The following is a 9,068-nucleotide window of genomic DNA, read 5'->3' as shown; positions in this document are numbered from 1 at the left end:
AAGATATGCTACACACTGAAATTATTTTTCGGTCATTATTCGGTTATTATAGGATCAATCATTCTGTGGCTGTCTCTTACACAAAAAAAGTGGGGTGGGCGTCCCGCCCGCCCTTTTTGGACGGGCGGGACGCCCATCCCACAATAACAATTAAAATTATAAGTTATTTAATTTGCGATCCTAAAATCCGCCCCTACGGGAAACATATAAGAAAGAACACAAGAATTATGAAATACGATGTTGATACCCGCAGGCATGGCATTTTGACAAAAAGTTTATTTTTGTTCCCGATCGCCTGTTATGCGTGCCTCGGAGCCTTGCTGTGGGGACAATCTGCGGCATTTTCCCAGCAGCCGGTCTGCCCGACTGGCAGCGCTGCTAATTTCCCGCCGCCTCCGCTTTCGCAAACCGAACCAAGCGTGCCGAGTCTGTGGTTAGCTCAAAAACAGTTTGGCGGCAAATTGCTCGATCGCTGGTTTGTCGATCCCGGCAATACTTGGGTAGTTATCATAGTCAACCGCCAACTTTGGAGTTTGCTCGATTATATGGAACGCTATCAGTTTGTCAACCGTTTCGGCACTGTCGCCAGCGAATACGGTTACAATGTGCGAGTTTGCAACCGTCAAGGCACAGCTTTGGCGGTTTATTCGTGCAAGGGCGATCGGCTAAGCTGTAAAATCGATTTAGAATCTCTGTCAAATCCCGGTCTCCGAGGCAAACTCAAAGGCTTTTAGTAGGGTGCGTCAGCTAGAGAGATTTTTGGGATAATCGATAAATCAAAAGCTGACGCACCCACATTTTAGCTGATAAATGCGGTTTATAATTCGTAGAAAAAATGAAAACAACCCTTGAACTTCCTGCTGAATTAGAACCTTTCCGTCAAGAAATTGAAAGTTCAGAAAAGCCTGTTATCAAAATCACTTACGAACGCAAGGCGACTGATTTGTGGTCAAGCAAATTTGGCGGAGTGCCTTACTTGCCGAAAGGTTACGATTTTCCCAAAGATAGTGAGGGAAAATATATGCACCTTTTGGCACAACTCAATTTTGAGGAAATCTTTGCCCAAGTGCCATATTTAGCGCCTTTTCCCACAAAAGGAATTTTGCAGTTTTATATTGGTCGGACAGGTTGGTATGGAATGGATACAGAGAAGTTGGACAATCAAACAGATTTCAAAGTCTTGTATTTTCCAGAAACAGACATAAATGATTGTCAAACAAATTTTGATTTTTTATTGGATCTAAATGAGACATATTCAACTTTAAACAAGCAAAAATTTAGTGGGTTGCAATGGGTGAACAAAAACAATTGTCCGATTGACTATCCTTTTGCAGATTGTATTTCTGAACAACATTATTGTTCACCTTTGAAGAACAAAGATGTGAATAATTCTCAAGAATCTTTGGCTTTACAGTTTAGGTCTGACAATACGTGGGTGAATCCAAATGACTATCAATTTGATAATTTTTTTGAAGAACACAAGCTTCAAAATTTTTGGGGTCTAATAAGTGCAGATGATAACACATTATTTGAGTGGTATTGTGATAATATATACCAGCGTCAACCTAAAATAGGGGGATACGGCTTCTTTACGCAAACTGACCCTCGTGAGTATAGTCCGCAATACAAAGACCATAAAGTTGTACTCTTACACATGATTAGTGATGATGAGATTTGTTGGGGTGATTGTGGAGTAGGCAACTTTTTGATTCGCGCTGAGGACTTGGAAAATTTAGATTTTTCTCAGGTGATTTATAATTACGATTGTTCTTAAAATTAAAATACTAACTATTCAACCCGTGCTATTTTTTTATTTTTCTAAGGTACGTAGTTGCGCTTCAGCGCTCTTTGGAAGCATCTCATTTTTGTAAAAAGCATTTTTTCTTTGAGTGCTGTCCCGCTCGCCGATTGTACAATACGCGAGCGGGGACAGCATTATAAATGTAAAACTGCGATGCTCCCTGCTCTTTCATAGATAAAAGAGCGCTGAAGCGCAACTACGTACCTCACTTTTAGCCTTTCACTACTTGCCTAGTTTCTTGCCAGAGCGATCGATACAGCGCAATCCCCGCATCCCCGAAAGGCAGCAGAAAGTCGCTAGCAGCAAGAATCTTAGCATCCGGCAACAGCACAGGATTACTGCGAATATCTGCCGGCAAATCCTCCGGTTTCATGCCGACAATTATCGGCGAACTAGCCTTAGCCAGCAAAGATAATTGAGGAGCAATCTGAGGCTGCAAGCAAAAATCAATCCATTTTTCCACTAAAGAAACTGGATTCCTAGAGGCCGGTTCTACCCACAAATCCGTCCAAAGTGCAGTTCCCGAAACCGGAATTACTAAAGCAATATCCTTTTGAGTTTGCAGCAGCGGCAGCAAGTCGCCAGACGAACCTACGGCCAACCAAGTATCGCCTAAAATCAACGGTTGCAGGTAAGCATCGGAACTATAAAGTTTAACTTGTCGGTGCAGAGAAGCGAGTTCTTTTTTGAGGTTTGGGACTCGATCTAATTGCTGGGTATTGTAAGATTTTCCGAGTTTTTTTAATGTTAAACCGATAACTTCTCTAGCACTGTCTGGGAGAGAAATTCGATCGCGCAATTCGACTCGCCACAAGTCACTCCAATCTGTAGGAGTCCACCCCAAAGCCTTAAATTTGTCGGTTCGATAGGCAATTACCGTACTTCCCCAGCGGTAGGGTGCGCCCCAAATTTTACCTTTAGGATCTAATTGACCGTCATCGTTGCGCCTGACGAGTTTTTGCCATCTTTCGGGCAATTTTGACCAATTAGCAAACTTAGCAGGATCGATCGGCTGAATCAATTTTTGCCGAATTGCCAAAGTCAGCCAGTAATCTCCCAACATCACCAAGTCAGCTTGATTTTTTGATTTGGGAACCCGTTTCCACTCCTGCAATAGGGCGAATAATTCTTTTAATTGCGGTTCTTGCGTTACCTGCAAAAGCGGAGACGGTTGGACATCGCGGCTAAATTTGCTTACCAGTTGGGCCGGAATACCGTTTTTGAGCGATCGAATTTTGAGAATGGGCTTCGAGTCGCACCCTGCCGCCAATTGACTTAAAGTTAGGGTGGCGGCACCCAATAGCAAAGACCTTCGTTTCACCTGTCAACCCGCTTTTCTAAATATTGACCGATCGTTTTGTGTTCTGCCACCGGGAAAATAATTGTTTGTCGAGTTCGTTAGTTGGCGCAGATTTGTCTTATTTTTTCCTCAAACACAGAGCCATTGTACTCGGTTCTGCTGCGATCGGAGTAAAGGACTGGGGGCGCGGAGTAAATCTCACAGGATGAGGAATGAGAATTAAATAACTTACACTCTTGAAAGTGGGGTGTCCCGCCCGCCTTTTTTGGACGGGCGGGACGCCCATCCCACAATAACAATTAAAATTGTAAGTTATTTAATTCGCGCTCCTGAGTCGCACTCAGATTCTCCGAAACCGGGTTTCGACTTCGCTCAACCAGCAGGTTTTTTAACTCGGATTAAAGGTAACAACGAAGTATTAGGGTTTAAAGGTAGCATCCCATTTTTGCAAATATCTCCTACCAAATTGGGATGCTCCCGGTTGAAAAACCGCGTTTCCGCGTCCCCGACTCTCTCAAATCTCTACTCGACAACCTGACGCCTTACATCTAGCGTCAATCGACTTTAGATTGAAGAAGATGAATCCGGGGGCTTGTTATCGGATACTATGTTTTTTCTTTCTGCACGGATGAATCCGGGGGCTTGTACCCTGCCTGCTTTTAGTCTGGATCGGAAAAATAACAATTAGGTCAAAAATTAAATAATTTAGTGATAAATCCCAGTTATGTAAAGATTTCCCTAGAATGTAAAGATATACGTTACAATCCAAATAATAATTGTATGGAATCGCTCCGCCAGCAAGTTACAGTATTGAGCCAACAAGTCGAGGCCCTTTACAAACTCATAGAAAACCTCAATGAAAAGCTATTCGAGTCCGCCCAGGAGACGAAGCTGACCCAGCAGAGAAACGACTGCTCTGGAACGGTAGGAAATGACAAAACCTCGCCATATCAAAGCTACAGCAGTCTCGACGGGCTCCTCGATCACAAGGACATACTGTTAGATGACAGCTATTTCGACAAGAATTCTCAAAGCCTGGAAAAAGAGCTGAGCGCAGATATTCAAATCCAGCGCCTAACAGCTCAGCTAACAGCGGCTTACAATCGAATTGCTGCCTTAGAAGAACAGTTGCTCTCCAAAAGGATTCACTCGCAACAGGTAGGCGGGTCTAATTAAATACTGCTAGAGGCGATCGGGCATTAATTTCAGAAAAAATACAATTTGCGTCGATTTATTCTCGTCTACTTATAGAGTGGTTGTAGGGATTTTTTTCTCTCGCGCAATTAGTATGGGAATAGCATATTAAGGCGAGATTTGGTATAGAAATAGCAGTCCTCTTTGTTTGGTGAACAAGATTTTTTTTGATGAACCGCAGAGGGCGCAGAGGGCGCAGAGAGAGCAGAAAGAGAGTAGTTCGCAAATCCGGGATCGATTGCTATAACTACGTACTTAATTTTTAATTTCACACCTGCGCCGTGCTAATGCTTCAACAGCTTGCAGTAGTTGACTTGGAGTCCAATTTGCAGTGAGGCCGCTGGCGATCGCACACGCTCCGGCACCGACACCTTCTTTAACATATCCGCGATCGTAAGCTTGCAGTTGCCCGTAGCCCGATCGAGCAAAACTTAGCTGCGCGGCCAACAAAGGTACACCGCCGATCTCTTTAGCAAGTCCTACAGTGTCTCCTGTAGGGTCTTCGGCTACCCAGCGTGTAGTCCCTACCGCAACTTGTTCGGGACACCATAGCAGAGCATATTTCCGGGCTAAGGCTTGCATCAAAGCGTACACTGCCAGCATTTGCGTCCCCCCGGCCAGGAGTACCCCGCAAGTTCGACTCGCGGCGATCGCCATTCCCGCCACTGCTATTTGCATCGGATCGCCCACCGCCGCTACCAATTCTAGGGGATTGCTGTTTTGTCCGCCAATTTCCCACTCAGCATTATTGAGTCCCGCTGTCACCGCAGCCAATTTTTGAGCGTGATTGCAGCGAGGATGAGAACTGTTAACTTTGCCCGCCGCTGCAATACCCAAACCCATTAACACGCCCAAAGCAGTAGTCGTTCCCCCAACTACACACTCCCCTAAAATTAAATAGCTGTCATTAGTTTGAGCGGCTAATTTAGCTCCCCAAATTAATCCTTGTTCGAGCAAATGTTTGACTGTTTCGAGTTCTAAAGCATTCCCAGAAATCAAACACTTTGCCGGAGTGCCACCTAAATCAATTGCAGGTACGGGAGATGGGAGGGGCAAACCAGCATTAAATAGGTAAAGGGGAATTTCCAAAGCTTCGACTACTGCGCGAGATATCAGTACCGGCGAGGCACCCGCTTCTAGGGGCGGCAAAGGATATTGGGGCGACGGTTGGGGGCCGTTATACAAAAATTCTGCATCGGCCAAACAAGTAAATTGTCGATCGTGCGGGGTTGCTCCTGCTGCTGAAATTCCCGGAATTAAGCCAGTAGCGGTAAATCCTAACACGCAGGCAAATATCGGTTTTCGTCCCCGATAGCGATCGAGCCACCGCTGGCCCTGTTCGATTTCTGTATAAATACCAATCATAAATTAGTCATTAGTCAGTAGTCATTAGTCATTAGTCATTAGTCATTAGTCAGTAGTCATTAGTTATTAGTCAACAGTCAACAGTCAACAGTCAACAGTCAACAGTCAACAGTCAACCGTCAACCGTCAACCGTCAACCGTCAACAATTCCCAATAACTATTCTTCATAATCGATCAAAACTTGCACCCAGCTTGGCGGCCGCGGAATTGGATTTCCCAAACGATCTAATAGCAGCAAAGCTACTAAATGCACTACAAATAAATAGACAATATTGTTAACCAAAATCATCCCGGCGGCGATCGCCCCAATTGTGTTCAAACTCGGTACATTAAGCCAGCCCAGCTTCACAAAAACCCATTCCACCATCTCTGTTACCTGGGCGGTGACGTAAACCCAGAGGTCTTGACCCACCAAAGCTGACAGCAGCCAAAACCGAAAAAAGAAGCCGACAGTACCAATTAGCGCGCCCACACTAATAGAGAGTGACCAACTGGCTTTGCGCCTCCAAAGTCCTCCCAGCGCAACTCCCATAATTCCAAAAGGCATCACGTACAAAATGCTGCGCGTCGGGCCCATGAGTACCGACAGCAGCAAACCCGAAACCAAAGCTGCCATCCAAGCAGCCCGGTTGCCCCAGCGCAGGTAAACTAGGGCGATCGGTATCGGGAAAAAAACCCGCAGCAAAGGCCCCAGCGGAAAGTAATAATTTACCAGCCAAATCAAGCTAGCGGTACTTGCCAAAAATGCCGTTTCTACGAGCCTCAAAGGCGCTTCCCCAGAGGCGCGCGTTCCCCTATCGGGATTTGGGCGATCGCCTGCCAAATCTGAAATAGTGCCAGTTTCCGGCTCGTTATTTGTACTGGGTGAACTGCCCGAATTAGACGCGGCATCTGCTGACAAAAAATCACTCATCCGATTTTAGATTTTAGATTTTAGATTTTACGGGACTTGCGCGCTATACGGTTGATTCGCGGTTTCACTGTTTGGATGCCTCGCCGCCACATCTAATTGCTCGTAGAAACCGGGTTTAGGTACGAACGCAAGTCTTATTTTAGATGGATTTTCTCAGCCAAAATTTTCAGCAGCATCATTTTTCGGTTTTCACTTCCTGGATTACCAAAACCGAACAAGATGCGTGGTGAACGACATAATTGCTGACGCTGCCGAGGAAAGCTTCTGTGAACCCCGTGCGGCCGCGCCTGCCCAATACTATTAAATCAGCGCCCCAATTTTGGGCGAATTCACAGATACAATGCCCCGGATCGCCGTCCATTTTGCAGTCAAATTCCACTTGCAATCCTTTGTTTGCTGCGGCGTCGCAGTAATTTTTCAGCAAACCAGAAGCCTGTTTTACCTCGCTTTCCAGCCGCAAACGTTGAGCTTGATAAGCTTGATCCATTAACTCGACATTCATGCCCAAATCTACGGGAATTGGTACTGCCGTCTCGCCCAGCGAGCTGACAGTAACGCAGTGAAATAGCATCATCTCGGCGCGATCGCCCAGAGCTAATTCTAAAGCTTGACTGAAGACGCGGTGGCCGAGTTCAGAATCATCTACGGCGGCGAAAATTTTCTTAAAACTCACAGCTTTACCTCCTGCGGCAAATCCTCATTAGTAGTTAACAGAGAGTGCTTTTGAATCTCATTCAAATTAGCAATTTCTGATACTCCTACACTAACAGACGCTCCAAGGCGTGCAGGTCTGGAATGCACAAAACGTCACGTTCGCGCTGAATTGTTCCTTTTTTTTCCAGCTTGCTGAGCACTCGCGTTACTGTTTCCCGAGCCAGCCCGCTGAGGCTGCTTAATTCTCTGTGCGGCAGGTTGGGTATTTCTGTACCTCCTGTTACCATGATTTTCCCTTGCCCCTCGGCCAAAAATAATAGAATATCTGCTACTCGCGAGGTACTGTCCGACTCTCGCAAACGCAGGCGGCGGTTGACTTGTCGCAGGCGGCGGGCCATCAGTTGAGCTAGCCGAATGCCTGCTAGCGGCTCGGTATGAATGAGCTGCACAAAATCCTGAGATGGCATATTGCCGATCAGTGTTGGGGCTAGGGTGATGACATCTGTCGATCGCGGTGCTTCTTCGATCGCGGACATTTCCCCGAACAGTTCTCCTTTCCCTAAAATATTCAGTGTTACTTCTTTTCCGTCTAGGTTGTAGGTGCGAATTTTCACCCAACCATCCAATATAAAATACACTGATGTTCCCCAGTCATTTTCCAGTAAAATCACTTGATTTGACGGATGACTGCGGGTAACAATGTGGAGAGTTGCTCTCTCGATTACAGGATCGGGCAAGCCTGCAAAAAAAGGAGTAGAAACTATCAATTGATTTATATTGGAATTCGGATCTCGGGTGTTAAAGCGGTCTTCCATGAGGCCATCATTTTAATTTATGCGCTTGATCTGCGCTGGGCAGTTAGAAATAGCTTGCAGCCGAGTCATTTGATTTCAGATTCAAGGTTTGAGAAACAAGTATCTAAAATCGGCAATTTTACCTCTAAAGTTTTGCGGTCAAAGGTCGAATATGGGAATTAATAGTCTCAAGCTCTGATTGCGAGCTCGAAACCAAACACCATACCATAATTTTTTAGATACATACCACTGACCAAATTTTATTAACAAAAATTTAGCAACGTGGCAAGCACCTTTGCCGATCGAATTACCTTTGAAAGCACTTCGTTTACAAAGTTTAACACTGCTGAGAGATTTGTTGTCAGCAGGCTCCTGGGTCGATCGGCACAATCCACGCTCACAAGTCGGCAAGCACGGCAGACAGATCCCAAATCCGACTGCAACTGCCACCGAACCTGTCAAATGTCAGCACTATCAGGAAAATCCACAGCCATTCGGATCCCTTCGGTTGGCGCTCGTAGCGAGGGAAACCCACGCAGTTCCCACCAACCTTTGCTGCTACTCCGAGATTACTGTACCATTAATCTCTAGCCATGAACACAGATAAAAGGCTACTATAAAAGGTTTGTAAAATCGACGGCACGGTGACAGTCCCGAATCCCGGCATCCCAAATCGCAAGTTGTTAGAGGTTTTTTCCAAGTCGGTGAAACTTGAAGAGACAGTGGCGCGCCGCCACGCTAGCCAAACTCGGGGTGACGGGTGTACGGCAGGCCGTTCAAGCGGATGGGGGCATTCATTTCGTGCGATCGTCGCAGCTATAGCTAGCAGGAAGCGACCTCCCGCCCGGGAAACAGGAAAGCAGCCGCAGAATTTGACAGCACTTGCAGTTGATAGAAGCGGGCATTTGGTGCGGAAGTACCGACTAACCTATCATCAAAAAAAACTGGGTGGAAACCCCGTCCTTCGCTCGACGGCTTGACAAAAATATACAACACTCAGCCAACTATATCACAAAAGACGTGTTAGACTGTGACGATGGAAAAAGC

Annotated in this window: 9 protein-coding genes; 4 read left to right on the top strand and 5 right to left on the bottom strand. The window is 45.9% G+C overall.

The annotated features are described in order from the left end of the window. Positions 1–227: 227 nt before the first annotated feature. Positions 228–734, top strand: coding sequence for a hypothetical protein (locus QUB70_RS29985; protein ID WP_332985342.1), 507 nt, complete (start codon positions 228–230; stop codon positions 732–734). Between the two features lie 101 nt (positions 735–835). Then, the gene (locus QUB70_RS29980; RefSeq protein WP_332985341.1) at positions 836–1,774 is read left to right on the top strand and encodes a YwqG family protein; all 939 of its coding nucleotides are present in this window, start codon (positions 836–838) and stop codon (positions 1,772–1,774) included. Positions 1,775–2,012: 238 nt separating this feature from the next. On the opposite strand, the gene QUB70_RS29975 is transcribed toward QUB70_RS29980, so the two are convergent. Further along, positions 2,013–3,122 carry an extracellular solute-binding protein gene (locus QUB70_RS29975; protein ID WP_332985339.1) on the bottom strand — a complete coding sequence of 370 codons (1,110 nt, stop codon included), beginning with the start codon at positions 3,120–3,122 and terminating at the stop codon, positions 2,013–2,015. A 759-nt stretch (positions 3,123–3,881) separates the two neighbouring features. Here QUB70_RS29975 and QUB70_RS29970 point away from each other — a divergent pair. Further along, a complete protein-coding gene (locus tag QUB70_RS29970; RefSeq protein ID WP_332985338.1) occupies positions 3,882–4,277 on the top strand; it encodes a hypothetical protein in 396 nt (131 codons plus the stop codon). A gap of 273 nt (positions 4,278–4,550) precedes the next feature. On the opposite strand, the gene cobT is transcribed toward QUB70_RS29970, so the two are convergent. The 4 genes from cobT to QUB70_RS29950 form a co-directional block, all read right to left on the bottom strand. After that, a complete protein-coding gene (gene cobT, locus QUB70_RS29965; RefSeq protein ID WP_332985336.1) occupies positions 4,551–5,660 on the bottom strand; it encodes a nicotinate mononucleotide-dependent phosphoribosyltransferase CobT in 1,110 nt (369 codons plus the stop codon). A gap of 157 nt (positions 5,661–5,817) precedes the next feature. After that, the gene (locus QUB70_RS29960) at positions 5,818–6,573 is read right to left on the bottom strand and encodes a DUF2232 domain-containing protein (protein ID WP_332985335.1); all 756 of its coding nucleotides are present in this window, start codon (positions 6,571–6,573) and stop codon (positions 5,818–5,820) included. Between the two features lie 175 nt (positions 6,574–6,748). Beyond that, positions 6,749–7,246: a universal stress protein gene (locus QUB70_RS29955; RefSeq protein ID WP_332985333.1), complete on the bottom strand. Its 498-nt coding sequence runs from the start codon at positions 7,244–7,246 to the stop codon at positions 6,749–6,751. Between the two features lie 85 nt (positions 7,247–7,331). Beyond that, positions 7,332–8,042 (bottom strand): Crp/Fnr family transcriptional regulator, encoded by a 711-nt coding sequence (locus tag QUB70_RS29950; protein WP_332985332.1) that lies wholly within the window; start codon positions 8,040–8,042, stop codon positions 7,332–7,334. 623 nt (positions 8,043–8,665) lie between these two features. Here QUB70_RS29950 and QUB70_RS29945 point away from each other — a divergent pair. Continuing rightward, the gene (locus tag QUB70_RS29945) at positions 8,666–9,001 is read left to right on the top strand and encodes a hypothetical protein (RefSeq protein ID WP_332985331.1); all 336 of its coding nucleotides are present in this window, start codon (positions 8,666–8,668) and stop codon (positions 8,999–9,001) included. Positions 9,002–9,068 lie beyond the last annotated feature (67 nt).

The sequence above is a fragment of the Microcoleus sp. A003_D6 genome, from assembly GCF_036702825.1.
Classification (GTDB): domain Bacteria; phylum Cyanobacteriota; class Cyanobacteriia; order Cyanobacteriales; family Microcoleaceae; genus Microcoleus.
Note: the sequence above shows the minus strand (reverse complement) of the source record. Positions and strands in the feature narration are given on the sequence as shown.

What these genes read in the sequence shown, in the direction of transcription:
- QUB70_RS29980 (WP_332985341.1), top strand. Translation starts at nt 836, where the DNA reads ATGAAAACAACCCTTGAACTTCCTGCTGAATTAGAACCTTTCCGTCAA.
- cobT (WP_332985336.1), bottom strand. Translation starts at nt 5,660, where the DNA reads ATGATTGGTATTTATACAGAAATCGAACAGGGCCAGCGGTGGCTCGAT.
- QUB70_RS29960 (WP_332985335.1), bottom strand. Translation starts at nt 6,573, where the DNA reads ATGAGTGATTTTTTGTCAGCAGATGCCGCGTCTAATTCGGGCAGTTCA.
- QUB70_RS29970 (WP_332985338.1), top strand. Translation starts at nt 3,882, where the DNA reads ATGGAATCGCTCCGCCAGCAAGTTACAGTATTGAGCCAACAAGTCGAG.
- QUB70_RS29985 (WP_332985342.1), top strand. Translation starts at nt 228, where the DNA reads ATGAAATACGATGTTGATACCCGCAGGCATGGCATTTTGACAAAAAGT.
- QUB70_RS29950 (WP_332985332.1), bottom strand. Translation starts at nt 8,042, where the DNA reads ATGGAAGACCGCTTTAACACCCGAGATCCGAATTCCAATATAAATCAA.